General features: G+C 60.0%; 24 protein-coding genes. 11 read left to right on the top strand and 13 right to left on the bottom strand.

Translation table 11 applies throughout. The features are described 5' to 3' along the window. The first annotated feature begins 122 nt into the window (after positions 1 to 122). Both msrB and HDEN_RS02555 read left to right on the top strand, forming a co-directional pair. Complete coding sequence (gene msrB, locus HDEN_RS02560; protein WP_013214561.1) at positions 123 to 569, top strand: peptide-methionine (R)-S-oxide reductase MsrB; 447 nt, start codon at positions 123 to 125, stop codon at positions 567 to 569. 59 nt (positions 570 to 628) lie between these two features. Beyond that, entirely contained in the window at positions 629 to 1444 is an 816-nt protein-coding gene (locus HDEN_RS02555) for a DNA-3-methyladenine glycosylase family protein (protein ID WP_013214560.1), read from the top strand. On the opposite strand, the gene HDEN_RS02550 is transcribed toward HDEN_RS02555, so the two are convergent. The 8 genes from HDEN_RS02550 to HDEN_RS02515 form a co-directional block, all read right to left on the bottom strand. Then, on the bottom strand, positions 1344 to 2087 hold the full coding sequence (locus HDEN_RS02550) for a HugZ family pyridoxamine 5'-phosphate oxidase (RefSeq protein ID WP_013214559.1): 744 nt from the start codon (positions 2085 to 2087) through the stop codon (positions 1344 to 1346). The genes HDEN_RS02555 and HDEN_RS02550 overlap by 101 nt on opposite strands. A 174-nt stretch (positions 2088 to 2261) precedes the next feature. After that, entirely contained in the window at positions 2262 to 3359 is a 1098-nt protein-coding gene (gene nagZ, locus HDEN_RS02545; protein WP_013214558.1) for a beta-N-acetylhexosaminidase, read from the bottom strand. A 192-nt stretch (positions 3360 to 3551) separates the two neighbouring features. Further along, the gene (locus tag HDEN_RS02540; protein ID WP_013214557.1) at positions 3552 to 6245 is read right to left on the bottom strand and encodes a TonB-dependent receptor; all 2694 of its coding nucleotides are present in this window, start codon (positions 6243 to 6245) and stop codon (positions 3552 to 3554) included. 420 nt (positions 6246 to 6665) lie between these two features. Next, a complete protein-coding gene (locus HDEN_RS02535) occupies positions 6666 to 7385 on the bottom strand; it encodes a type 1 glutamine amidotransferase (protein ID WP_013214556.1) in 720 nt (239 codons plus the stop codon). Between the two features lie 137 nt (positions 7386 to 7522). Beyond that, positions 7523 to 8857, bottom strand: a complete 1335-nt coding sequence (glnT, locus tag HDEN_RS02530; protein ID WP_013214555.1) for a type III glutamate--ammonia ligase — start codon at positions 8855 to 8857, stop codon at positions 7523 to 7525. 52 nt (positions 8858 to 8909) lie between these two features. After that, the gene (locus HDEN_RS02525) at positions 8910 to 10250 is read right to left on the bottom strand and encodes an FMN-binding glutamate synthase family protein (RefSeq protein WP_013214554.1); all 1341 of its coding nucleotides are present in this window, start codon (positions 10248 to 10250) and stop codon (positions 8910 to 8912) included. Beyond that, positions 10250 to 10936 (bottom strand): GltB/FmdC/FwdC-like GXGXG domain-containing protein, encoded by a 687-nt coding sequence (locus tag HDEN_RS02520; RefSeq protein WP_013214553.1) that lies wholly within the window; start codon positions 10934 to 10936, stop codon positions 10250 to 10252. Before HDEN_RS02520 ends, HDEN_RS02525 begins: the two co-directional genes overlap by 1 nt. 22 nt (positions 10937 to 10958) lie before the next feature. Continuing rightward, positions 10959 to 11852, bottom strand: a complete 894-nt coding sequence (locus HDEN_RS02515; RefSeq protein WP_013214552.1) for a class II glutamine amidotransferase — start codon at positions 11850 to 11852, stop codon at positions 10959 to 10961. A 574-nt stretch (positions 11853 to 12426) separates the two neighbouring features. Between HDEN_RS02515 and HDEN_RS02510 the strand changes: the two genes are divergently transcribed. The 4 genes from HDEN_RS02510 (at position 12427) to HDEN_RS02495 (ending at position 15392) form a co-directional block, all read left to right on the top strand. Next, the gene (locus HDEN_RS02510; RefSeq protein WP_245256701.1) at positions 12427 to 13587 is read left to right on the top strand and encodes a hypothetical protein; all 1161 of its coding nucleotides are present in this window, start codon (positions 12427 to 12429) and stop codon (positions 13585 to 13587) included. A 150-nt stretch (positions 13588 to 13737) separates the two neighbouring features. Continuing rightward, positions 13738 to 14511 carry a ferredoxin--NADP reductase gene (locus HDEN_RS02505; RefSeq protein WP_013214550.1) on the top strand — a complete coding sequence of 258 codons (774 nt, stop codon included), beginning with the start codon at positions 13738 to 13740 and terminating at the stop codon, positions 14509 to 14511. Between the two features lie 168 nt (positions 14512 to 14679). Next, on the top strand, positions 14680 to 15039 hold the full coding sequence (locus HDEN_RS02500; RefSeq protein ID WP_013214549.1) for an SPW repeat protein: 360 nt from the start codon (positions 14680 to 14682) through the stop codon (positions 15037 to 15039). A 23-nt stretch (positions 15040 to 15062) separates the two neighbouring features. Next, positions 15063 to 15392, top strand: coding sequence for a cupin domain-containing protein (locus HDEN_RS02495; RefSeq protein WP_013214548.1), 330 nt, complete (start codon positions 15063 to 15065; stop codon positions 15390 to 15392). A 37-nt stretch (positions 15393 to 15429) separates the two neighbouring features. On the opposite strand, the gene HDEN_RS02490 is transcribed toward HDEN_RS02495, so the two are convergent. The 4 genes from HDEN_RS02490 to HDEN_RS02475 all read right to left on the bottom strand — a co-directional run bounded on the left by HDEN_RS02490 (position 15430) and on the right by HDEN_RS02475 (position 18545). Continuing rightward, on the bottom strand, positions 15430 to 15819 hold the full coding sequence (locus HDEN_RS02490; RefSeq protein WP_013214547.1) for a hypothetical protein: 390 nt from the start codon (positions 15817 to 15819) through the stop codon (positions 15430 to 15432). Between the two features lie 12 nt (positions 15820 to 15831). Continuing rightward, a complete protein-coding gene (locus HDEN_RS02485) occupies positions 15832 to 16350 on the bottom strand; it encodes a hypothetical protein (protein ID WP_013214546.1) in 519 nt (172 codons plus the stop codon). A gap of 15 nt (positions 16351 to 16365) precedes the next feature. After that, positions 16366 to 16647 (bottom strand): hypothetical protein, encoded by a 282-nt coding sequence (locus tag HDEN_RS02480; RefSeq protein WP_013214545.1) that lies wholly within the window; start codon positions 16645 to 16647, stop codon positions 16366 to 16368. 83 nt (positions 16648 to 16730) lie between these two features. After that, complete coding sequence (locus HDEN_RS02475; protein ID WP_013214544.1) at positions 16731 to 18545, bottom strand: AI-2E family transporter; 1815 nt, start codon at positions 18543 to 18545, stop codon at positions 16731 to 16733. Between the two features lie 165 nt (positions 18546 to 18710). Here HDEN_RS02475 and rfbC point away from each other — a divergent pair, with 165 nt between their 5' ends. The 4 genes from rfbC to HDEN_RS02455 all read left to right on the top strand — a co-directional run bounded on the left by rfbC (position 18711) and on the right by HDEN_RS02455 (position 23368). Then, on the top strand, positions 18711 to 19262 hold the full coding sequence (gene rfbC, locus HDEN_RS02470; protein WP_013214543.1) for a dTDP-4-dehydrorhamnose 3,5-epimerase: 552 nt from the start codon (positions 18711 to 18713) through the stop codon (positions 19260 to 19262). Between the two features lie 33 nt (positions 19263 to 19295). Continuing rightward, a complete protein-coding gene (rfbB, locus tag HDEN_RS02465) occupies positions 19296 to 20387 on the top strand; it encodes a dTDP-glucose 4,6-dehydratase (protein ID WP_013214542.1) in 1092 nt (363 codons plus the stop codon). A 5-nt stretch (positions 20388 to 20392) separates the two neighbouring features. Next, positions 20393 to 21286, top strand: coding sequence for a glucose-1-phosphate thymidylyltransferase RfbA (gene rfbA, locus HDEN_RS02460; RefSeq protein WP_041921783.1), 894 nt, complete (start codon positions 20393 to 20395; stop codon positions 21284 to 21286). Positions 21287 to 21592: 306 nt separating this feature from the next. After that, positions 21593 to 23368 (top strand): ABC transporter ATP-binding protein, encoded by a 1776-nt coding sequence (locus HDEN_RS02455; RefSeq protein WP_049775133.1) that lies wholly within the window; start codon positions 21593 to 21595, stop codon positions 23366 to 23368. Here HDEN_RS02455 and HDEN_RS02450 read toward each other — a convergent pair. Beyond that, a complete protein-coding gene (locus HDEN_RS02450; RefSeq protein ID WP_013214539.1) occupies positions 23365 to 24567 on the bottom strand; it encodes an MFS transporter in 1203 nt (400 codons plus the stop codon). The genes HDEN_RS02455 and HDEN_RS02450 overlap by 4 nt on opposite strands. A gap of 197 nt (positions 24568 to 24764) precedes the next feature. On the opposite strand from HDEN_RS02450, the gene HDEN_RS02445 reads away from it, so the two are divergent. After that, on the top strand, positions 24765 to 25007 hold the full coding sequence (locus HDEN_RS02445) for a hypothetical protein (protein ID WP_013214538.1): 243 nt from the start codon (positions 24765 to 24767) through the stop codon (positions 25005 to 25007). The last annotated feature ends 101 nt before the right edge of the window (positions 25008 to 25108 follow it).

Here is a 25108-nt window from a genome sequence, read left to right as displayed (position 1 = left end):
TTGAAATCGTGCCTAGCCCTCGCCCGCAATTGCGTCATCGCGCCATTAGCGGGCCATGTAACAAGGGCGCCCGCCGCATCGAAAAACTCCCCGGGACGGCAGCGACACTGGAGGAACGCAGAATGAAGTACACGAAAGACAAGGATGCCATCGCCCGTCTTTCGCCGGAGCAATATCGCGTGACGCAGGAGAGCGGCACCGAGCGCCCCGGCACGGGCGAGTATTTGTACAACAAGGAGCCAGGCATTTACGTCGATGTCGTATCGGGCGAACCACTGTTCGCATCGTCCGACAAATACGAATCCGGCTGCGGCTGGCCGAGCTTCACCAAGCCCATCGTCACGGCGAACATCAACGAAAAGCACGACGCGACCCACGGCATGGTGCGGACCGAAGTCCGCTCGAAGCACGGCGACAGCCACCTCGGCCACGTGTTTCCCGACGGTCCTCGCGACAAAGGCGGGCTTCGCTATTGCATCAACTCGGCCTCACTTCGCTTCGTTCATCGCGATGATATGGAAGCGCAAGGCTACGGCGCTTATCTTGATCAAGTGCAGGATATTCGCTGACCTCGCGGCATCAGCGAGAATGATCAGCGACCCATTCAAGTAAGGGCGAGGCACGCTTCGTGCAAAATAACGCGATTTACCGCCTCGATACGCAAGACGATCTCGAACACGCCGTGAAAAAACTCGCGCGGCGTGATCCGAGGCTTCGACCGATCATTGCGCAGGCCGGCATGCCTCAACTCAGGCGCCGGCCCGCGGGACTGCCTGGGCTGGCGGCAATCGTCGTCGGTCAACAGCTCTCGATCGCAAGCGCGTCCGCGATCTGGTCGCGCCTCGAAATCGCGTTTGATCCGTTCCATCACGACGCGTTGCTTCGTTCACGCGCCGACCGGCTTGCCCGCCTCGGATTGTCGGCGGCGAAAATCAAAACGCTCAAGCACATCGCGCAGGAGATCGCGGACAAGCGGCTCGACCTCGACGCGCTCGCTGATGCCGATGCCGACGAAGCCCACCGCATCCTGACGTCGCTGCATGGCGTCGGACCGTGGACGGCCGATATCTATCTCTTATTCTGCCTTGGACACGGCGATGCTTGGCCCGTGGGAGACCTTGCCGTGCAGGAAGCCATGCGCATCGGGCTTGATCTCCCATCGCGTCCGACCGCCAAGGAAATGAATCCCTTGGCGGAAGACTGGCGGCCATTCAGAGGCGTCGCCGCGCACCTCTGGTGGGCATATTATAAAGTTGCACGCAAACGCGACGGCGCTCCCGCCCCCGAAAGTCGTGCGAGCGCCGGCAGTATCCCGCCAACGCCGAACACGCGGCCGACGCGTCTCACGCCTTCTTCGCGAGCGCAACCAGAACCGGTCTCAGATCCTGTGCCGACTGCAACGGCGCGTCGAACCACAAACGCGCGACGTCGTCCCCAGACGTGAGATCGAGTCCCTCCGGATCGAGAGCCGCGAGCTTCCATCCGGAATTCTTCGCACCCACCTGCTTGGCATACTTCTCGACGGCATCCGCATGATCGGAATTCATATGCGAGACCGCGCCTTCCTCCATGTCTGCGAGACCCTCGACGCCTTCAAGCGGCGTCGTAAGATCGCTGACCTTCGGCGCGAACGCCTTGCCGAAGCCGCCGTTGAGCGACGCGCGCACAATCTTGAACTTCCAGAACGCAAAATCCGGGAAATCCGCATAGAGCGAAGACTTCGGATGGCGGCTGAGATAGCGCCGGCGAATGTTATCGCGCTCGCTTCCCGCCGGCACGATTGCCGCCGTACCGATCAGCGTGATGCGCGCGTGCGCAAGCGGATCGCCCTTGCCCGGTTCGCCGACCAGCAGCGAGCAGCGTCCATCTTTTTCCAGATTGTTGAAATGCCCGGACAAGCGGGAGATGAGAAAGACCGGAGAGCCGTCCATCGCCGTCGCGAGACTGACGCGCGACACGAACGGAGAGCCATCGACGGGATCGATTGTTCCTAACGCCGCCTGCCGCGCCGTGCGGATCAGCGTTTTGCCGAGCCGTCGCGCGGTATCATCGACCGGTTGAAGAACGTCTTTCTTTTCTGCTGTCATTTCTTCCTCTGCCAAGACAATGGCTGACTTCGAAACCCCAGCTCGCTATGTCGAAATTGACCGCTGAGCGCAAGAAATATATCGGCAGAAGGAAATCTCCCGTCCGCACCCACGTCGTCGAATTAGCGCATAAAAACGAGCGAATTTGCACAACCGCGCAGGCAGCGGCGCGCTCTAGATGACTTCCACAGTCGCATCCGAAAATAACGCGCCCGCTTTTGCGTGAGCGCGAAGAACATCCTCAGAAAGACGAGCGACGGAATTCTGCGACGTCGTCGCGAGCATCCGATCGACGCGCGCTTTCGAACGATCGAGATCCGCGCTACTGAGCGCTCCGGAGCGGCGCGCGTCTATCACGCGTTCCGCCAACGGCCGCGCACGCTCCGTATCTCCCCAGTGCGCGCAGATCATGAGCATGTCATTACCGGCCGCCATGAAATTGACGGCCATGTCGGGATTGTCGAACAGACGGCTGACGGCGCGCATGCTGACATCGTCCGACACGATGACGCCGTCGAAACCCATCTCCTCGCGCAACAGGCCGTGCGTGATCTTGCGCGACAAGGTCGCCGGCCAATCCGGATCGATGGCCCGGAACAGAATGTGCGATGTCATGATCATGCCGATGCCCGCATCGATCGCCGCCGCGAAGGGCTGCAACTCTCGTCGACGAAGTTCATCGACAGTGGCGTCGATCACCGGCAGCTCGAGATGCGAATCGACCTGCGTATCGCCGTGACCAGGAAAATGCTTGCCGCACGCGCGCACGCCTTGGCCTTCCATCGCCTTGGCGAAGGTAAGCGCCTTTGCAATTACGCCTTCGACGGTCGTATCGAACGACCGCGCTCCGATCACCGGATTTTTCGGATTGCTGTCGACGTCGAGGACGGGTGCGAAACTGAGATTGATGCCCAACGACGCGAGTTCGGCTCCCATCGCGGCACCGACCGCGCCCGCGTCTTCGCCCCAGGCACGCGCATACGTGTACCTCGTGATCGGCGCAGGCGTCCGGCAAACCCGGCCGCCTTCATGATCGATGGCGATGAACAGACGCTCCCGTCCGGTCACTTCCCGAACGTCACTGACGAGCTTGGCGTGGTTGGCGAGCCACGCCTCATAAGGCAGGTCGTGGCAGAAATTGCTTTTATAGAGAATGACCCCCGCCGGCTTCAGATCGCGAAGCAGCGCGCGATCTGCAGGATCGAGCGACGTCGTCGGACGCAATCCGACGATGAAATGATCTCCCACGCTCGCGAGGTCGGTGCTGGACATGCTGAAATCTTCTTGCCGGCTGAAACGATGGGGAACGCCACAATAGGACTGAGCCCGCATTATGACACATGCAGCTCCACCGCAATAAGCTCGGCGGAAACTTGACGAGCCACACCCTCTAACCACCCCCAAAAAAGAAAACGGCGGACCGAAGTCCGCCGTTTCCTCAGCACGGGAAGAAGCTCGAGAGGTTTAGAACTTCACCTTCACGCCGCCGTAGGCAGCGAACGGTATGGCAGGTGTAATCGAGCGTTGACGCCCACCCTCGTCCGGCTCTTCGAACTCGATCGGCGGGGTGTCTGCAGCGCCGCCCACATTGGCAAGCTCGGCGTTGTAGTAGGTGCCATAGAGTCCGTAGCGGCGATCGAAGACGTTCTCGAACAGGCCGTAGATCTGGATGTTATCCGTTATATCGTACGAGGTATGGAGATTAAGTCTCGCAAACCCCGGCAGCGGGCTATCCTGGTTGCCTTCGTCGCCGGTGAAGAACTGGCTGCTCAGAGCAACGAGGTCCGAACCGAACTTCCACTTCTGTGTCAGCCAATAGTCGAAGCCGACCTTGAAGCGATGCCGCGGCGTGCCCGGCAGGGTATCGCCGGGACGCACGTTGACGCAATGCGGTGCGTCATCGTCCAGAGGATCCTCGGCGCCATCGCATACCACCGCATGCGGATTGTCAGGCGACGACAACTGGATCGAGTCCCTGAATGTCGCATCGAGATAAGTGTAGTTGGCGTAGGCATAGAGCCGGCGCGACCGGTACTCGACGCTCGCCTCGACGCCCTGCCGCAGCGTATCGCCGGCATTCAGGAAGTAGCCGCGGCCATTCGATGTGGCATCCGCGACGCTCAGGATGTCGTCGGTGTTGAGCGTGCGGAAAACGCCGAGGCTCCAGTTGAGGCGGTCACCGGTCCAGCCGAGTCCTTGCTCACCACGGATTCCGAGTTCAACCGTCCGTGAGACGACTTGCTTGAGCGGCGGGTCGGCGGTCAGGAAGCTTTCGATGATGCACGGAAGCGCGGGATCGGAACACGCAATCTCGGCCGGCGTCGGAGCACGGTTGGCCTCCGAGTAGCCGCCATAGAGCGAGAGGCCCGGAGCAAGCTGATAGGTCAAACCAGCCATCGGATTGAAGCGGTTGTACGTGTTGGTGCCGTTCAGCGCTTCGAGTTCTTCACTGTCCGTGTTGTTCTTGATCTTGATCTGCGCGTAGTTGAAGCGGCCGCCGACCGTCAGAGCCAGACGATCCGTCAGATCCGTCGTATTGAGGAAGTACGCGCCGAAGTAGTCGTTGGTCGTCGTAAGGTTACGCGGCGTAACATCGTCCGAACCACATTCCTCTCCTGGCTCGACAGGCACCGGGCAATCGTCATCATCCGGCGGCGCGACGAATTTGATGCCAGTCCCGCCGACGACGAAGCGCGGCTGGAAGATGCCAAGCTCGCTGTTCGCAGTGTAACCGACGCGGCCATGATCGTAGCTCGTGCCGACGGTGAACTGGTTGCGATATCCAAAGAGGCGCGACTTGTCGGTCGCCTGCAAAGCGATGCCCCAGCTATCGGCATCCTGGCTCGTGCGATCAATCGAGCCGTAGTGAGCGGTCGGATCGAAGTTGATTGTGCCATCCGGATTGACGCCCGGAGTTGCCGGATTGGCAAATGCCAAACCGTCTTCAATGCACAGAAGACCAGGCGCGTTATCGCACTCCTCAGCCTCGGCGATATTGCCGTCGACATGCTTCTGTTTGAACTTGCGGTAGTAGGCGTTGCCGGAGATCGACAGCGTGTCGGTCGCCTTGACCGTACCGTTCAGCTGATAGAGCTGGAGCGTATTATCCGACGTCTGCGGCGACGTGAAGGTGCGATCCCAGCCGCGTTCTGCAAGCAGTTCTTCAGGAGCTGCTGCCGTTACGCCGACATGGTTGTCCGCGCCGGTGAAATTGAAGTGAAATTCCGACCAGGCGTTCTTGAAGCCGAGATCCAAATATCCGCGCCGGACTTCTGCGTCGGAGAAATCGCGGAAGCCGTCGTCATTGATGGCTTCGAACGCACCGTAGATCCCGAAGTTGCCGACCTGCTGACCGGCCTGAGTCGAAACCTGCTTGCGTCCGAACGAACCGAAGCGCGTGTCGACTTCGGCGCCCTGATAGTTGAAGCCGTCCTTCATCTCGATATTGATCGCGCCGCCAAGCGCGTTGAGACCGAAGATCGGATTGCCGCTCATCACCGTGATGTTGTTGATGGCGTTCGACGGCAGGAAATCCCAGTTCACGGTATCGCCGAAGGCTTCGTTGATGCGGGTGCCGTTCTGATAGACGGCAAGCCCCTGCGCGACGCCGTTGACGGGCGAGGCTTCGAAGCCGCGGTATTGAACGTTTGTCTGGAACTGGTTGCCCTGAAGGTCGCCGACGATGATGCCCGGCACGCGCGCTTGCAGCGCTTCCTGCGGAATGACGGTCTCATCGCGCTTGAAGTCGGTCGCCGTGACCTGCGAAACGGCTGCAGGAACCTTTTCGACGGGAATTGAGCTCGCCCCGAACGGCGACATCTTCACATTGGACGGCGGAACTTCGGAGGTCGACGTTTCCACCGGAGCTTGCGGCGCTGCTTCGACCACAGGCTGAGGCGCAGGTTGCGGCTGAACTTTCGGCTTCTTCTGAGCCTGCTTCACCGGCTTCGGTTTGGCCTGCTGCTGGATCACCTTGACTTCGGGGAGGTTGCCCCCGGAGTCGACCGGCGCTTGTTGCGCAGCAGCTGGCGCTTGATCCGCCGCAGCCGGCGGGTCTTGTGAGGTCGCTCCCGCATCCTGTGCCTGCGCAGAAGCGACGCCATCGAACACCGCAAACAACGCGATGACCGCTACCGACGCAAAAAGATGACGCCTCATGTCCCGTATTCCCCCATGTTCCCGCATCCCCCTTTGCCTTTCACTGGCAAATGTTCGGGACGCGGACATCCCCAGCGGTAAAGCCCAAAAACCGCCACAAGCTACGAAAATGAGCTTTTCGGGGGTGGGTCAATCCTTGCTCGGATAGGATTATTTCCCGATCGGGATTTCCCTACACAGTCGTGGCGAAAGCATCACTAAGTCACGGAATTATAGGAACGCAGCATCGGATATTCGGGAAGTTTTTCCCGATTTTGAGCGAGCGCTTTTAGAGTTGCCTATCGAAGGCAGGGGATGATTCTCTGCCGCCAGGACTGCACAACGTCGCGCAGCCGCCAGAACGATAAGAATGCGATGGCCGAGTCGCGAACGACCGCAACGCAAAGGCGACGCGATCAAAGGGCCTTGCGAGCGTCACGATTAGGCCGGCCGCAGAGCGCTCTTAAAATTGTCGTAGATCGTCTTTGCGGTTCGATTGAACGCCGGCAGCCGTTCAGCAACCTCGGACTTGAGCCTCCCCGCGGCACCCTTCCCGAGCGCGACGTCGAGGGCCTGCGCATAGATCGGGATCGCCGCCCAATCCGCTACCGTCTGGTCCATGATCTCAACGTGGAATTGGAAGCCATAAGCATTGTCGCGATAGCGGAAAGCTTGCACCGCGCAGGCATCCGAAGATGCCAGCACATGCGCGTCGTCCGGCAGGCTGACGACTTCGGCGCCATGCCATTGCAATACGTCGATCGGGTCTGAGATGCCGCGGAAAATAGGATCGTTCAAACCCGCCTGGGTTTGCTTCACAGTCAATAGGCCGACTTCCGGAGTCTTCCCCAGCGCGACCTCGCCGCCAATCGCGGCAGCGAGAAGCTGGTGCCCCAGGCATATGCCGAGATACGGCCGGCCGAGATCGACGACGAATTTTCGGATCGCGGCTTTCTCGGCAATGAGCCACGGATATTTGTCTTCCTGCCAGACGTCCTGAGGACCGCCCATCACGACCATCATGTCGTATGCCGACACATCCGGCACCGTCTCTCCGGCATCAAGTTCGACGGTGTCCCACGTCCACCCATCGGCTTTGAAGAACTCCCGAAAAATTCCGGGATGCTCGACGTCGACGTGCTGCAGTACCAGAATTTTCATCGGCTCAATCCACCTTCTGCATCTCGATGCGCGCGAGCATTAGGGCCCCTAAACGACACGAACTCGCAGACGTTTTCCGTCTGCGAGTTCGAAAGGTGATCGATCGGGGAGAATTTCGGCATCCTCCCCGCCGTCCGTCAGATGTCGAGCGTGTGGTCGCGTTCCCACTGCGTGAGATGCGACACGTACGAGTTCCACTCTTTCATCTTCATCTTGATGTAAGAGTCGGAGAACTCCATGCCGAGTGCTTCCTTGAGCTCCGTGTCCTTGTCGAAGTTCCGCAAGGCATCGAGCAGATTGAGCGGCAGTTTCGGCGCATCCTTCACGAGATGACCGTCCTGATACATGTCGATGTCCTGGCGCTTGCCCGGATCAGCCGACTTGTTGATGCCGCTGAGGCCTGCAGCAATGATGACCGACTGCAACAGGTAGGGGTTCACGGCGCCGTCCGGCAGACGGATCTCGAAGCGGCCCTTGCCCGGCACGCGAACCATGTGCGTGCGGTTGTTGCCTGTCCAGGTGACCGAGTTCGGTGCCCACGTTGCACCCGAAGCCGTTCTCGGCGCGTTGATGCGCTTGTACGAGTTGATCGTCGGGTTGGTGATGGCTGCGAGAGCTTCCGCGTGGCGCATGATGCCGCCGAGGAAGTGATAGCCCTGCTTCGACAGGCCCATCTCGTCGGAACCGTCATAGAACGCGTTGACCTTGCCCGACTTATCCCAGACCGAGATATGCGCGTGGCAACCGTTGCCGGTGAGGTTCATGAACGGCTTCGGCATGAACGTGGCGCGAAGGCCGTGCTTTTCGGCGATCGCACGCGTCATGAACTTGAAGAACGCGTGGCGGTCTGCAGTGAGCAGGGACTCGTCGAAGTTCCAGTTCATCTCGAACTGGCCGTTCGCGTCTTCGTGGTCGTTCTGGTACGCGCCCCAGTTCAGTTCCTGCATGTAATCGCAGATTTCGGCGATCACATCATAACGGCGCATCAGTGCCTGCTGGTCGTAGCAGGGCTTCGCGGCGTTGTCCTTGCCGTCCGACACCTGCGTGCCGTCCGAGTTGGTCAGGAAGAACTCGCATTCGACGCCGGTCTTGACGTAGAGGCCTTTGGCGGCGGCCTGCTCGCGCAGCTTTTTGAGGATGACGCGCGGAGCCTGGGCGACCGGCTTGTCTTCCATGACGAGGTCGGCGGCAACCCAGCCGATCTCGCGGTTCCACGGGAGCTGGATCAGCGACGTCGGATCGGGGACGCCGAACAGATCGGGATGCGCCGGCGTCATGTCGAGCCAGGTTGCGAAACCGGCGAACCCTGCACCGTCCTTCTGCATATCGGCAATCGCCGAAGCAGGCACGAGTTTAGCGCGTTGATAACCGAACAGGTCGGTGAACGAGATCATGAAATAGCGGATACCGCGTTCTTTCGCGATCGTCGCCAGATCAAGACCTTGCGCACTCGGAGCTAGATCTAAAGGCATTTATCACTCCCGTGATTTTTGTCGTTTGTATTATTTAAATAGAAGGGGCGGCTTACAAGCCGCCCGCCCCATTATTGACTCCAGGAATCCAGTTCGTTCCGGCGAGCGGCACACGTGCCATCGCAGCGGCTTCCATCGTCAGTGCGCAAAGATCTTCCGGCTCGAGATTGTGAATGTTGTTGTGACCGGCGGCGCGAGCCACGGTCTGAATCTCGAGGGTCATCACCTTGAGGTAGTTGGCGAGACGGCGGCCGGCACGAACCGGATCGAGAAGCTTCGACAGCTCCGGATCCTGCGTCGTGATACCGGCAGGGTCCTTGCCCTCGTGCCAGTCATCGTAGGCGCCGGCTTCGGTGCCGATCTTCGCATACTCGGCGTTGAGGGCCGGATCGTTATCGCCGAGCGCTACCAGAGCGGCCATACCGATCGAAACCGCGTCCGCACCAAGAGCGAGAGCCTTGGCCGCGTCGGCACCGTTTCTGATTCCGCCCGAAACGATGAGCTGAACCTTGCGATGCATACCGAGATCCTGCAGTGCCTGCACCGCCGGACGGATACATGCGAGGATCGGCAGACCGACGTGCTCGATGAAGACTTCCTGCGTTGCGGCAGTGCCGCCCTGCATGCCATCGAGAACGATGACGTCGGCGCCGGCTTTGACCGCGAGAGCCGTGTCATAGTAGGGGCGCGTGCCACCGACCTTCACGTAGATCGGCTTTTCCCAATCCGTGATTTCGCGCAGCTCGAGGATCTTGATTTCAAGATCGTCCGGTCCCGTCCAGTCCGGGTGACGGCAAGCCGAGCGCTGGTCGATACCTTTCGGAAGGTTGCGCATTTCTGCGACGCGATCCGAGATCTTCTGGCCGAGCAGCATGCCGCCGCCGCCGGGCTTCGCGCCCTGACCGACAACAACTTCGATCGCGTCGGCTTTGCGAAGATCGTCCGGGTTCATGCCGTAGCGTGACGGCAGGTACTGATAGACGAGCGTCTTGGACTGTCCGCGTTCTTCCGGCGTCATGCCGCCGTCGCCCGTCGTCGTCGACGTGCCGGCGATGCTTGCACCGCGGCCCAGCGCTTCCTTGGCGTTAGCCGAGAGCGCGCCGAAGCTCATGCCCGCGATCGTGATCGGGATCTTGAGTTCGATCGGCTTCTTCGCGAAGCGCGTTCCGAGCGTAACCGTCGTCGAGCATTTCTCACGGTATCCTTCGAGCGGATAACGCGAAACCGACGCACCGAGGAACAGGAGGTCGTCGAAGTGCGGCAGGTGGCGCTTCGAGCCGCCGCCACGGATGTCGTAGATGCCGGTCGCTGATGCACGACGGATTTCCGACAACGTATAATCGTCGAACGTCCAGGATTTCCGCGGCGTGGTCTGGGGGTTATGATAGCTCATCAGTATGCGTCCGCGTTATCGATGTTGAAGTTATAGAGCTTACGGGCCGAACCGTAGCGCTTGAATTCGCTCGACTTGACGTTCGAAAGTCCAGCGTCCTTGAGAAGCTTCGTCAGCGTCTCGTGATGCTCGGGACGCATTTCCTTCTCGATGCAGTCGGCGCCGAGGCTTTTGACTTTGCCGCGGACGAACAGCTTCGCTTCGTAGATCGAGTCGCCAAGCGCATCGCCAGCATCGCCGCACACGACGAGATGACCGGACTGCGCCATGAACGCCGACATATGGCCGATGTTGCCATTGACGATGATGTCGATGCCCTTCATCGAGATGCCGCAACGCGAGGATGCGTTGCCTTCGATGACCAGCATGCCGCCACGGCCCGTAGCGCCGGCGTATTGGCTGGCGTCGCCTTTGATGACGACTTTACCCGACATCATGTTCTCGGCAACGCCCGGACCGGCCGAACCGTGAACCGTGATTGCCGCCTGCTTGTTCATGCCGCCGCAGTAGTAGCCGACGCTACCCTTGACGCTGATGGAGATCGGCGCATCGACGCCAACCGCGATGGCGTGCTGCCCGCGCGGATTCAATACTTCCCACGACGCTTCGTTGGCGCCCGAGTCTTGACGGTGAAGGTCTTCATTGAGTTCGCGCAGCGAACTCTTAGCGAGATCGATCGTTCTCATATGTCGGCACCCTAGCTGACGATTAGCGTTCCCAGAAATAGACAGTTGCGGGCTCAGGCTCCCACACATGCGCCTTGTCGATATTGGGCAAATCAACCAGCGCCCGATATTCCGATCCAAACGCGACGTAGTCGTCGGTTTCAGCCATGACCGCCGGCTTGCACGCGATCGGGTCGCGAACGACGCCGAAGCCGTTCTTCGTTCCGACGACGAAATTGAAGAAGCCGTCGAGATCGTCGAGCGTGCCGCGCAGGGCGTCGCCGAGGTTGAGACCCTGCTTCATCCGCCACGTGATGTAAGCCGCAGCGACTTCAGTGTCGTTTTCCGTCTCGAAACGGATGCCGTCGCGACGCAGTTCGCGCCGGAGGCTGGCATGGTTGGACAGCGAGCCGTTGTGCACGAGGCACTGGTCGGGACCGGTCGAGAACGGGTGCGCGCCGAGCGTCGTGACCGCCGATTCGGTGGCCATACGCGTGTGGCCGATGGCATGGCTGCCGGACATCTTGGCAAGGTCGAAGCGCTTCGCGACATCGGTCGGGTAGCCAACTTCCTTGTAGATTTCGATCGCCTCGCCGGAGCCCATGATCCGGATGTTCGGGGTGTTCGCCCGGAGCCAGGTCACAACCGCATCGGACTTGTCCGACGGGACCGTCAGGACGGCATGGCTGGACTTCAGAGAAAGGTCGGCCGAAACGCCGGCTTCTTTCTTGATCCGTTCAGCGAGACCCTTGAAGGCGTCGGCATCGGCCGACTGGATCGTAATCTTGCCTTTGCCCTTGCTCGGCGTCCCATAAACTGCGAACCCAGCCGAGTCCGGCCCACGTTCGCACATCGTCGTCAGCATGCCCGAAACCAAGCTTCCCAGCTGTGGTTCAAGCGCCTGATTTTTAAGAAAAAGACCCACAATTCCGCACATGACGGCCTGCCTTTTTGATTGAGAATGCTACACATCGACTTATGCGACTTTAAGGCCCCCGTCAACCAGTAAGAACATTTATTTCTCGAGAGGAACAAAGAATTTATTTTGCGGCACAATCCCACTGTGGGCAGCCTGGGCTGGGCTCCGTCGGCCAAGCGAGGGAAACATGTCCTCAAAACACAGACTGCGATGCCTGTGAAGCACTTCTTTTTCGCATCTCGAATGATTTACCGGCACCTACGAGCCCACTCCGGACCCGCCCTAACGCGGCACCCCAGATCATCCGTAAACGGATGATCTTCGCATTGGGCGAGACCGCGAGGGGCACGGCTCATCTGCTGTCGTCGGGGGAATGACGTCGCAACTACAATTCGAGATTCAGAACGATGTCGACAATGTTTGCTTACGGTCGCGGATGGTCGCTAAGCACATCGAGACGCTGCCACCGAACGGCGCTAGCATCAGCGCAATACGTTCCACGCAACAGTTGTGAGCAAAACTCGTGAGCGCACTTTTCGTGAACTGCGAGATTTCGAAAAAACTTCCAAGCTTCACACCGTATGAAACTTTTATGAAGCGCTCGACGTGGGCCGCAGTTGCGTTGTCTCTCTCATGCGCCGTAGTCGCAATTTTGTTCGATGCACCACCAGCGCACGGCGCTGATCACGACATCGCAAAACGCCAGGCCGTCTATCGCGAAAAGCTCACCGCGTATGCGCACGCCTTCGAAGCTTATGAAGCCCTCGCCGAACCGTATTGGAAATCGATCTCGAAGAAGCGCTCGAAGCGCCGCGCCCGAGGCTCCTTCGAACATCTTGCGGCTCGCGATTACGTGTTGCAACAGCCGCCCATCTATTCCGGTCCGCCGAAGCCGATGAACCCTGAAGGCGCACCGTCGCCAGCAAAAGACATTCCGGTCGTCGCTGACTTTTTACGAGAAGCCAAAGCGCAGTTCGGCTTCGTACCCGAGACGCCAGCATCAGAGAATGACTACAAGCGCGCCTACGTCATCGCGGCGCGAGCTGCAGGACTGACTGCCGCGCAGTGCGTCAGAATTTACGCATTCGAATCCGGCGGCGACGGGAAATACGATGTACAGGCCGGCTTGGAATATGATGTACCGTCAGCACGCGCCATCTCGACAGCCCTCGGCTACAATCAGCTGCTCAGCACCAACAGCGTCGAACTTCTCGCGGAAGCCGGCGATGAATTCGTCTCTAATCTGAGAGCCAAGGCAAACGCCGCGAAAGGCCAGCGCAAGGACGCGCTGCTGCGCAAGATCGCCATCTTAAGAAGAATGATCGCCTTCAGCCGCAGCGTACCCGATCGTTGGAACGATCACGCTCGCCTTGCCGATACGCCGAAAGGCATCGGCATCCATGCACTGAATCTCGATGTCGACATCGGCCCACTGCTGCAGGTGAGAAAACTTTTGACCTCGGTTGAATTCGCCAAGCGCCACGGCTTCGATGGATCGCTGTCAGCCGCCGAACTCGAAATGATGAATCTGACCGGCGACGGCAGCGGCTTCGAAATGGTGATGATGCCGGACCGCCTGCGCGAGAAGATCCCGACGTCGAATTTCTTCCAGCGCGGCGGCTATGAGCGCAATCCCGTCGCCGCCAACAACAACACGGTCGCCAAACTGATTGCCGCTACAAATGCGAAAATGGACACCGAGGCGCAGCTCAATGGCGCGCGAACGCTAGCCACCCTTTTCGAAAAATTCTAATCCGTCACCAAAACCATACAAAATATTACAAATCCGCGATGATTTGCGTCAGCGCAAAGCTTTCTTTCCTTGACTATCATTTTGGAGATCAATCCACTGCCTGCGCTCGCAATAACTTGGCGCATCCGTTGTCAAAAGGGATGGGGATAGATGACGGCTTTCACCAGCGAACAAGTGCTCTCGGTCACGCATTGGACCGACACTCTTTTCAGCTTCACGGCAACGCGAAGCCCGAGCCTCCGCTTCGACAGCGGCCAATTCGTGATGATGGGCCTGGAGATCGAAGGCCGGCCCCTGACGCGCGCCTATAGCGTCGTGAGCGCCGCCTACGACGACTACCTCGAATTCTTGAGCATCAAGGTTCCAGACGGCGCGCTGACATCGAAACTGCAGCACATCAAGGAAGGCGACCGCATTCTCGTCGGACGCAAGCCGACCGGCACATTGATCCTTCCGAACTTGAAGCCCGGCAGAAACCTCTATCTCCTCGGCACGGGCACCGGCCTCGCACCGTTCATGAGCATCATTCGCGACCCCGAAGCCTACGAACGCTTCGACAAGGTCATCCTCATGCATGGATGCCGTCTTGTTTCCGAACTCGCTTACGGCGACAGGATCATGCGCGAGCTTCCACAAGACGAATATATCGGCGAGGCGATCCGCTCCAAGCTCATCTATTTCCCGACTGTCACGCGCGAGCCCTTCAAAAATCGCGGCCGCGTCACCGAGCTTTTGAAATCGCCGGAATTCTATGCCGAGATCAATCTGCCGGTGATTTCGAGCGAGCACGATCGCGTCATGATCTGTGGCAGCCCTTCGATGCTAAGCGAACTGAAGACATTCTGCATCGACCAAGGCTTCAAGGAAGGCAACTCCGGCGAGCCGGGCGATTTCGTCATCGAAAAAGCTTTCGTCGAAAAATAACTCTGCACCATCTCAGCCTCTGATGCGTTTCAAATCGCTGGGCATGTGCTCACGCGGCAGGAAGCGTTGCGCAGCAAGCTGACTGTGCCGCTTCAGGTATGAACTTCGAGAAATAAGGTCTATAGTTTCGAGACGCCCCGCCCGCATCCAACCAAGGAAGTCGAGAGCATGGCCGATTGGAATCTGAGAAGCACCCGTCGCGAATGGGACGATTGGCTCGGCATTTTCCTCGGGATCTTGATCGCGTTGGCGCCGTGGATCGTCGAAGAAGACGGCAATTCTCCCGTAGTCGTAAACGCCGCCGTTGCTGGCATCCTCATCATGGTCCTTGCCGAAGCCGATCTCGTCAAATTTCGACGCTGGATCGAGGTCTGCCAGCTGGCGTTGGGCGTGTGGGTTGCGGCTTCGCCCTTCATCTTCGACTACGCAGCAAGCGGCAGTCTGCGCCTCATCCATATCATCGCTGGCGTTGCAATTGCCGCGCTGAGCCTGCTCGAACTGCGGGAGCGCGGACCGGAACCCGAATAACCACCGATGACCGGAGATCATACATGGCGTTGCATCATGTACGCCCGGGAGAAATAGCCGACCTCGGACCGCTCGGAGCAAACCTCGCCAGCGCGAAAACAAGCGCCATTGCGAAGACAGCGGCATTCGAAGCGATCCGCTTGGTCCTGAAAGCGGGAAGCGAACTCCCGGCGCACGAAGTGCCGGGCGAGATCATGCTGCATTGCATTGAGGGGCGCGTCGTTCTGACGTTCGACAATCGAACCGTCGAGCTTTCCGCTGGCCAATGGATCTATCTCGACGGCGGGAAACGCCACGCCGTCAGCAGCATCCAAGATTCCTCGCTGCTGCTGACGATCCTGTTTGCGCGCTGATGAACTGAACACCCTCGCAGCGCGCAACGCAATTGCGTTACGAAACTGAAGAGAGCAAACGCCGGACTTGCTGCTTCACACGAGCGGGGACGTGGTCCTGCAGATAGCCGCTATTGCGAAGCGACTTCGCCCAGCTTCCGATCGTATCGGACGTGCCGGAACGCGCTGACTCCAGCGCATGCTGGATCGAATCCAGGTTGGCATCGAGCGTGCTTCGCCGTCGAACGGTTGATCGTCCCGCAAGCGTCCCGATCGCGAATCCGAGCACGCCGACGGCAACGAGCGTCAGCACGGGATTATTTTTCAGAACGTCCACGCCTTCTTGCACGACGTTGGCGACACCATTGCCATTGGAATCATCGGACGACGTCAGATTTCGGCCGCGTTCGTCGGTCGTTGCATAATCGGATGTTGGGGTGCTCTGCATCTGTGAATGACCTCAAGATGTTTGAGAAGACGTATCTGGTTGAACTTCGGCGGTAGCTCCGCCCGGCCGGCTGACCACGTAGAGACCGGCGGCTGCGGCGAGCAGGATCGGCCAGTTTTTCATGCCGGTTCTGAGAACGGCGGGAAGAACGATCGGCGCGGCAGACGTCACCATCGCCATGACCGTTTCGTCGTCGAACATCGAGGGAGAACCATTCACGCCCGCAAGCTCCTCCTTGGGAGCGTCGCTCGCAAGGGTCGAATCTGCCGCCGCGGCTTGCTGCCGGCTCTCTGCCTGCCGCCGCCGTATTCGAACGACGAGCGCCACGATGAAACCGAGCAGACAGAACCCGCCCGCCACCATCAGCGTGCCGAGTTCAGAACCGTAAATCCGGTCGAGATAAAGCGTGAGGCTCGTTGCGCCGAAACCCAGCGCGATCAGAAACGGGATAGCAATGACGATCCTGTTTCCGAGATCACCGATCGCCGAATCGACCGTCTGTTCGGCACGTTTGAAGAGGGCGGCGAACATTCATCTATCCTGTCGTTAGGCCTTCCACAGAGCGCCGAGAACGAAGCCCGCGGCAACCGCAAGGCCAAGTGTCGTCATCGGTTGATCGGCGACGGACTTGTCCAGCGCCTTGGAGAAATTCTTGCCGACCTTCTGAACGTTGGAACTGAGTTCCGCGCCCTGCGCGAGAAGCTCGTCGCGTGTCTGCTCGACGTGCGCCGCGGCGCGTCCCACTGCGTCCGCAGCCCGCGTTCCCGCATCAGTAACGCGCTCCACCATATCGTCTGAACGACCTTCGGGAGTGTCCTGTCGTGCCATTGCTTGCCTCGTTGCTTGAAATCATCGTGCGCCGCATCAATCAGAAACCGAACGTGCGTCCGGCGACTTTGTTCCAGCCGGACTCAGTAAGTTCCCGTGAGGGCGACGCCCGGCTGCTGCGCACTCGCCGGGACCGGCGAATGCGCAGCTTCTGAAAGCGCGTCCAGGTTCAGCGAAACGATCAGATCCGCTAAGCGGTTGAACACCTGCGCCTGCGCATCGCCGCGTGACGAGACGGAGATATGTCCCGCCGGCCGCGTGAGATCGAGAACCGCAATTTGCGCGTTCGGGAATTTCTCGGCGCCCTTCTTCGCCATGAAAGCGAGAGCTTTCTCGGCGACACCCGCCACGGTGATGAAAACAAGCTTCTTCGGAGCTGAAACGCGGCCTGGATCGACACTCGACAGCGCTGTTAAACCGGAGGCACTGAGCACGGCATGGGCCGCACCCGGCACACGCGCATTGATCGCACCGACCATAAATCTTGCCGCGAACGTATCGAAGACGCCACGCACCGGGACGATCAGAACGGCGGACCCATCTTTACCGGCATCCGGAAAAGACTCCGAAGCAACATCGCCGATCGACTCGTCGAGGTCTTTCATCGTCTCATCGTCGAAGCGCCCGCGACGGCGATCGATCACCGCGAAGTGCAAGGATGGAAAAACGAGATTGTCGAGGGCGGCTTCCGACGACGACGTCTCTCGCGCCTCTTCGATCTGATCGTTGGCCGCATAAGAGTCGCCCGAAAGAAGGCGGTGATAGAATTCCTGTTGCTCGGATAACGGCGGCTCATCGCCAAGAAGCACCGAAACGAATTCGAGATCGGGGATGTACCGCCCCAGCACCACGACGACGAGCGTCAGAGGCGCGGCGAGCACCAACCCGATCGGTCCCCAGACCAGCGTCCAGAAACTTGCGGCAAGGATCATCGCAAACGGCGACAGACCCGCGCGCTTGCCAAGGAAGAACGGCTCCAGCACTTGCCCCATCACAGGCTCTCCGATGGCAAAGAGCGCAAGCGTGCAGATGGCTTTCGTCCAGCCGGGATCGACGGCTGCCGCCAGCAGAATGGGCGGAATCGCAGCGACGTAAACGCCGATGAACGGCACGAACCTCATGACGAATGCCACGACACCCCAAAGCGGCGCGTTCGGAACGCCGACGATCATCAGCACACAGCCAACGAAAACGCCGAATGACGCATTGAGCATGACCTGCCCCGTGAAGAGGGCGGACAGCCGTTCGCCGGCATCCGACATCGCCGACGTCGTCTCGGTCATGTTGTCGGTGCCGAAGATGCGAACGATACGATCCCTAAGATCGCGGTACTGCGCCAATAGGAAAAGCGTGAACAGGAAGGTCAACGCCATCTGCGCCAGCGGCTCAGCCAGGATTTGGATGCCGTGCCATGTATCGCTCGTGGTTTCCTGCGCGACGACGACTTTCGTTTCTGGTTTGCCGTCCGGCTCGGTCGATTGCTCGCCTCCAAGCTTCAGCTCGCGGTTCAGCATTTTCTGGTAGGTTTCGACAGCGTCGATCGCCCGGCTGACGACACCGGACGGCGCCGAGCTGCCGATAACGGCGTGAACCTTATCCATGACGTTGGAGCGATAGGCTGGAAGCTCGGCCGTCAATGACAAAAGCTGCGAGCTGAGTGCAATCGAGGCGCCGAGCAAAAGCCCCGTCGTCGCCACGACCACCGAGAACACCGAAAGCCATTCCGGCACCGAGTGCTCTTCGAGCCAGCGAACGATCGGTACCAGGATGAAGCAACCGATGACCGCGAGCGCAAGCGGGACAAGGATCGCCCGCCCGAGCACAAGCGTCGCAATCACAAGCGCTGCAACCACCAGCGCGGCGGACAGTGTACGGAGAGAATTGGCCATCAGCGGCATGGGGCAAGTTCCAACGAAGCGCTGGTCGTGAACACCTCATCGGCCGCACTTGTTCCGCCATGACGGAACGCAATCGCGCATTCTCCAAGAAGTTCCGATTGACGGCAGGCGCAGAGCATCCCTATCCAGCTGGCGATCACTTTCGATTCAACGCGCGGATCGCCGATGCTGGTGACGGACCTCGAAATTCCAGGCTTGAAGTTGATCGTCCCGCCGCGCTTTGAGGACGAGCGCGGGTTTTTCTCCGAAACCTATAGCGAAAAGGCTCTGAAGGAGGCCGGCATTCCTGCCCCCTTCGTTCAGGACAATTTTTCGTTGTCGGCGCGCAAGGGCACGATCCGCGGCCTGCATTTTCAGAAAGCACCCTATGCCCAGGCCAAGCTCGTCCGGGTAAACCGGGGCCGCGTCCTCGACGTAGCTGTCGACATCAGGAGCTCCTCGCCCACCTACGGCAAGCACGTCGCCATCGAGCTATCGCGAGAGAACTGGGCGCAGCTCTACATTCCCGCCGGTTTCGCGCACGGCTTCTGCACGCTCGAAGACGACACCGAGGTTGCCTACAAAACCTCCGCGCCCTACGCCCCCGAAGCCGAGGGCGGAATTCTCTGGTCCGACCCGACGCTCGCAATCGCCTGGCCCGTTGCCCCGAGCGACGTGACAGTTTCCGACAAGGATGCGCGCCTACCCTCCTTCGCGAATATGGCCATAGCCTTCTGAGACCGCGCGGCTTCTCGGGGGAAGGATGCGCGCATGAAAGTCATCATCACCGGCGGCGCAGGCTTTATCGGCTCGGCGCTCGTTCGCCATCTCGTCCGCGATCGCGATTGGCAGGTCGCGAACGTCGATAAGCTGACGTATGCCGCCAATCTCGACTCCCTGAAGTCTGTCTCAAGCGCGCCGAACCACCGCTTTTTTCCCGCCGACATCTGCGATGCGTCCGCAATGGACGCCATCTTCGCCGACATCGAACCCGACGCAATCATCCATCTCGCGGCCGAAACGCACGTCGACCGCTCGATCAACGGCTCGGCAGAATTCATCACGACGAACATCCTCGGCACGCACGTGCTGCTGGAATCCGCCCGACGCTATTTGTCGAATCTCGATGCGTCGGCGCAGAGCCATTTCCGCTTTGTCCATGTCTCGACCGATGAAGTTTTCGGCTCACTGCCACCCGGCGGCTTTTTTACGGAATCCACGGCTTACGATCCGCGCTCGCCCTATTCCGCGAGCAAAGCCGCCTCCGATCATCTCGCGAGTGCCTGGCACGCGACCTACGGCCTGCCGACAATCACGACCAACTGCTCGAACAATTACGGTCCGCATCAGTTTCCCGAAAAGCTGATCCCGCTCGTCATTCTGAATGCGCTGGAAGGCAAACCGCTGCCTGTTTACGGCGACGGGCGGCAGGTGCGCGATTGGCTCCATGTCGACGACCATGTGACGGCGCTCACTCGGGTTGTCGAACACGGACGCATCGGCGAAACCTATAACATCGGCGGCCGCGCGCCGATGGAGAACATCGCCGTCGTCGAAGCCATCTGCAAAGCCCTGGACACGCTCCGCCCGGCGCAGCATCCGCGACGCGACCTCATCGTTCATGTCGAAGATCGTCCCGGCCATGACCGCCGCTACGCGATCGATCCGTCGAAGATCGAATCCGAGCTTGGCTGGCGCGCCGAGCGATCGTTCGCAACCGGCATCGCGGATACGGTCCAATGGTATCTGGACAACGAAAGCTGGTGGCGTCCACTGCGCGACGGCATTTACTCGGGATCGCGCCTCGGACTTCTGACGCCGGCCGCACCTGTCGAGACTCAACGCATCGGTACAGCCGCGTGAGTGGGATCAAAGGCATCATACTGGCAGGCGGCAGCGGCACGCGCCTTTATCCCCTGACGCTCGCGATCTCGAAGCAGCTGCTGCCGGTCTACGACAAGCCGATGATCTATTACCCGCTGACCGCTCTGATGCTGGCGGGCATTCGCGACATCCTGATCATCACGACGCCCCAGGATCAGGAGCAGTTCAAACGACTGCTCGGCGACGGCGCGCAATTCGGAGTTCGCCTGAGCTACGCGGTTCAGCCGACGCCGGCCGGACTCGCTCAGGCCTTCATCATCGGCCGCGACTTCATCGGCGACGATCGGTGCGCGCTGGTTCTCGGAGACAATATCTTCTACGGCCACGGCTTCGCCGACATGGTCCGCAGCGCCGCGGCACGCACGTCCGGCGCAACGATATTCGCCTACCAGGTTGCGGAACCCAACCGCTACGGCGTCGTGACGTTTGACGGCGCCGGGCGAGCCATATCCATCGAAGAGAAACCGCAGGTTCCAAAATCGAACTGGGCGGTGACCGGCCTCTACTTCTACGACAATCGCGTCGTCGATCTGGCGCAGAAGGTTCGCCCCTCCGCGCGCGGTGAGCTGGAAATCACCACGCTCAACGAAATGTACATGAAGCTGGACAGCCTTTACGTCGTGATGATGGGCCGCGGCTTCGCGTGGCTCGACACCGGTACGTTCGACAGTCTGCAGGATGCGAGCGAATATATGTCGACGATGGAACGGCGACAGGGTCTGAAAATCTCCTGTCCCGAAGAGGTCGCGCTGCGCCTCGGATTCGTTACACCCGGCGAAATGCGGACATGGGTCGCGCATCTCGGAAACAATACGTATGCGCGATACGTCGAAGGCGTCATCGCCGAACTCGACGCGCCGAATCAGACGGCCTCATGATCTGACGACGGCGACTCAACCGTCCGTACGAAGCGTATCGCCCCCAGAACCCGGCCGTTTCGAACCACAAGTTGCTATCCGGCATATTGACATTTTCTGGTTGCTGGCCACTCCTGCCCATGCACGCCGCAATTTTAATTTGGGATAAGGCGCGCGGCCGCCAAATGCCGCGCTCGGCAACGTGGATTTGCCGGTAAAAGGCTTTGCCGGGCGGTGAAAGGCAGCGCCACATTCATTGCTTGGGCGGCATTTAAGAAGAATGCCGGTCAAACGGGGATTCGTCATCGCACTTTGAGCGAGAGGTTCATGCCGTCGGATACGCTGGATTTGCTGAAACGCCTCGCTCGCGACTACGGCCGCGAGTATGCGCCTCAGTACGCCTGGGCGATCGTCGCGATGATCCTCGTCGCGGGCACGACGGCGCTCAGCGCTTACCTGATGAAGTACGTGATCGATACGATCTTCGTACAGCAGAACCGCGCCGCACTGACCGGGATCACGCTCGGCATCGTCGCCATCTTCCTCGTCAAAGGTTTGGCGGCCTACGCGTCAGAAGTGATGGTCGGCACCATCGGCAATCGTCTCGTCGCGGAAACGCAGAGACGCATGTTCAACCACCTGCTGAAGGTGGACATCGCGTTCTTCCAAAACCATTCCTCGAGCGATCTCGTCACGCGCATTTCAAATAATGCGGCAGCGACGCGCGACGTGCTGAACATGATCTCGATGAGCTTCGGCCGCGACCTGTTCACGATCATCGGTCTGGTCGCGACCATGATCATCCTCGATCCGATCATGACCGCGATATCGCTCATCGGCGGCCCGCTCATCGCCATCACATCGCGGAAGCTGCGCAAGCGCGTTCAGAAAGCCGCCAAGAGCGAGGTGAACAAGACCGCTGGTGTCATTCAGGCGACCCGCGAGCTGAGCCAGGGAACGCAGGTCGTCAAATCGTTCCAGCTCGAGAACCACATGCGCACGCGCGCGATGAACGCCATCAGCGCCGTCGAACGCCTCAACATCAAGATGCTGCGTATCAAGGCGACAGTGAACCCGATGATGGAAGCCGCGGGCGGCTTCGCGGTCGCCGGCGTCGTATTCTACGCTGGCTGGCGCAATCTCAACTACGGCGATACGCCCGGCCAGTTTTTCGCCTTCATCACGGCGCTGCTGATGTGCGCCGATCCCGCGCGGCGCGTATCGCGCGTGCATCTCCAGCTTGCGTCCGCCATGGTCGGCGTCCGCATGATGTACGAATTGCTGGACACGCCTGCGAAAGAGGACGAGCCCCCGGGCAAGCCAGCGATCGAAGTCAAAGGCGGCGAAATCGAATTCCACGACGTCACGTTCTCTTACGTGCCCGGCAAAGCTATCATCAGCGGCTTGAACTTGATCGCTCCTGCGGGAAAGACGACGGCGCTCGTCGGCCTCTCCGGCGGCGGCAAGACGACGATCTTCGCGCTGCTGCAGCGCTTCCGCGAACCCGATTCCGGATACATCACGATCGACGGCCAGAACATCGCGACGTCGTCGCTACCGTCCGTCCGCCGCAACATTTCGACGGTCGGGCAGGATGCCTTCCTGTTCGATGGCACGATCATCGACAATATCCGCACGGGCCTTGAATCCGCTTCCGACCAGCAGTGCATCGACGCCGCGAAGTCGGCGAACGCTGACGAGTTTATCGTCAAACTGCCGATGAAGTATGACTCTCCGGTCGGAGAGCTTGGCACTCAGGTTTCCGGCGGACAGCGTCAGCGCATCGCCCTCGCACGCGCGTTCCTGAAGGATGCCCCGATCATTCTTCTCGACGAGCCGACCTCCGCTCTCGACAGCCACACCGAGGAAATCATCCAGCGGGAGCTGAAGCAGCTGACGACAGGAAAGACCACGCTGGTCATCGCACACCGCCTCTCGACGATTCTCCACGCCGATCTCATTCACGTCATCGACGCCGGCCGCATCATCGAAAGCGGCACGCACGACGAGCTGCTCGCTCAAGGCGGAGCCTACAGCCGCCTGTTCAAGCTCCAGTTCGCAAAATACGCCGAACAGAAAGATGCGCTGGCCCACGCCGTCTAGTGCGCGTCGCGCACACCGTCGCGACTGAACGATTGCACCGCGAGGGCCGTGAGCGCGAGCACCGCGCCGAAGCCGCAGACCGCGAGCCAGCCGCCGTTATCCCACGCAATGATCCCGCCGATGGAACCGAAAGCGCCACCGGCAAACATCGTGGTCATGAAGACGGTGTTGAGCCGGCTACGCGCGTCCGGATGAAGGTCGTAGATCACGTGCTGATTTGAAATCATCGTGCTCTGCGCACCGAGATCCATGATGATCACGCCCGCCACCAATCCGGCGAGTTGATCCCACGCGGCGAAGAGCAGCCACGATAGGACGACAAGCCCCGCTCCGAGACGAAGCACGAGCCCGCTTCCGCGCGTGTCCGCCAGACGTCCGGCGAGCGGCGCAGCAATAACGCCGGCCGCGCCAACCACTCCGAATAATCCGGCCGCATCGGCACCGAGATTGAAATGCGGCTCTTCGAGATGCAGCGCGAGAACGGTCCAGAAGGCGGAAAAAGATCCGAACGCCGCAGCCTGCATCAAGCTCGCCCGCCGCAGCTTCGGCTCCGAGGTCCAGAGATGCAGCAGCGATCTGAGCGCCGCCGTATATCTGATGCCCGAGTGCGGATAATTTCGCGGCAAGGCAATCGCCATGGCGATCGCTCCCGCGACAGACATCGGCAACCCCAGCTGAAACATCTCGCGCCAACCGGCATAGGTCGCGACAACGCCCGACAGCAGCCGGCTGAGCAGAATTCCGCACAGCAAACCCGCCATCACCATGCCGATCGTGCTGCCGCGTCTCTCAGGAGAGGCCAGCGATGCCGCGAACGGAATGATCTGCTGCGCCACCGACGCACATGCGCCGACGATCAGCGACGCGCCGACCAGCGCCGCAGCATTCGGCGCTAGCGACGCCGCATACGACGCCAGCCCGAGAATGACGAACTGTGCAACGATCAGTCGTCGGCGATCCATGAGATCACCGAGCGGCACGAGCAAAAAAAGCCCGAGCCCGTAGCCGATCTGCGTCGCGGTTGGGATGAGCCCAACCCACCATGAGTCGGAGAACTCCCGCTTGATGACGCCGAGCATCGGCTGGTTGTAGTAAATATTCGCAACGGCGACGCCACAGGCGACGGCCATCGTCAAAATCAATCCGAGGCTCAAAGGCCGTTGACCAAACTGAGCGGATCCCGTCGTTTCGCTGCTCATCCGCCCTTTCGCCGTCTGCCGGTCGTGAACATTATGCACTATTGCAGGAGGGTACGCTTCGGAACCAACGTTCTTCCCCCCGCGTAACTATCCCGCTTCCATCCGAGCAGACATTACGTACCGGTGACTATCCTCGGATGAACATAGGTGCTTTGAACGTACGGCTATACTCGATCCAGCCTGTCATGGAGGATGCAATGAAACTTCTGATAACGGTGATCGCCACTCTGATTATGACACCTGCAGCAATGGCCGCAGACGCGACCTGCAATGCAGCGGCGAAGGAAAAGAACCTTCACGGAGCCGCACTCAATAGCTTCGTCACCAAATGCGAGAAAGACGCCAAGACGAAGTGCGACGCCGACGCCAAGGCAAAGAACCTTCACGGCGCGGCCGAAAAAAGTTTCACGACGAAATGCATCAAGGATGCCTCGGGCTGACGCTCTCAACGGAGCGGGCCAGGCTCGCGATACGGGGTCATCGTCGCCAAACCCGCTCCGCAGCTCTTAATAATCTCGTAAGGAATCCGACCGCCGAGCCG

The organism is Hyphomicrobium denitrificans ATCC 51888, from assembly GCF_000143145.1.
GTDB classification, from domain to species: Bacteria; Pseudomonadota; Alphaproteobacteria; order Rhizobiales; family Hyphomicrobiaceae; genus Hyphomicrobium_B; species Hyphomicrobium_B denitrificans.
The sequence above is the reverse complement of the archived record's forward strand: the minus strand, read 5'-3'. Positions and strand labels throughout refer to the sequence as shown.